1 protein-coding gene is annotated in these 272 nt (G+C 46.3%); it reads right to left on the bottom strand.

The features are described 5' to 3' along the window. The coding region (locus NCR39_RS29545) for a ParB N-terminal domain-containing protein (RefSeq protein WP_502800298.1) at positions 1-272 on the bottom strand (272 nt) is incomplete at both ends.

The raw sequence follows: 272 nt of genomic DNA, 5'->3' as shown, positions 1-272 counted from the left end.
CCCTTCCCCATTTCGACAAGCTCTGAAACAATTGTAGACATCAATTCGATATTGTGTGAACCGCGAGCACGGTTGTGGCGTATCGTAGATGCCATGCGGTCGCCGATTGGCTTATCGATTACAACCACCGGGAGCATGCCATTTTCCCTCTCCCAAATCCTTTGACTTTGTTTAAGTGTCAGGTATCGGTGAAACCCGTCTACGACAATATACATATCGCTTTCTTTATCGTAAAACGTGACCACTGGCTGAGTGTATCCATCTTCCCAAAT

Origin of the sequence: Caballeronia sp. ATUFL_M2_KS44 (genome assembly GCF_023630965.1) — a bacterium.
Taxonomy (GTDB): domain Bacteria; phylum Pseudomonadota; class Gammaproteobacteria; order Burkholderiales; family Burkholderiaceae; genus Caballeronia; species Caballeronia concitans.
The sequence above is the reverse complement of the archived record's forward strand: the minus strand, read 5'-3'. Positions and strand labels throughout refer to the sequence as shown.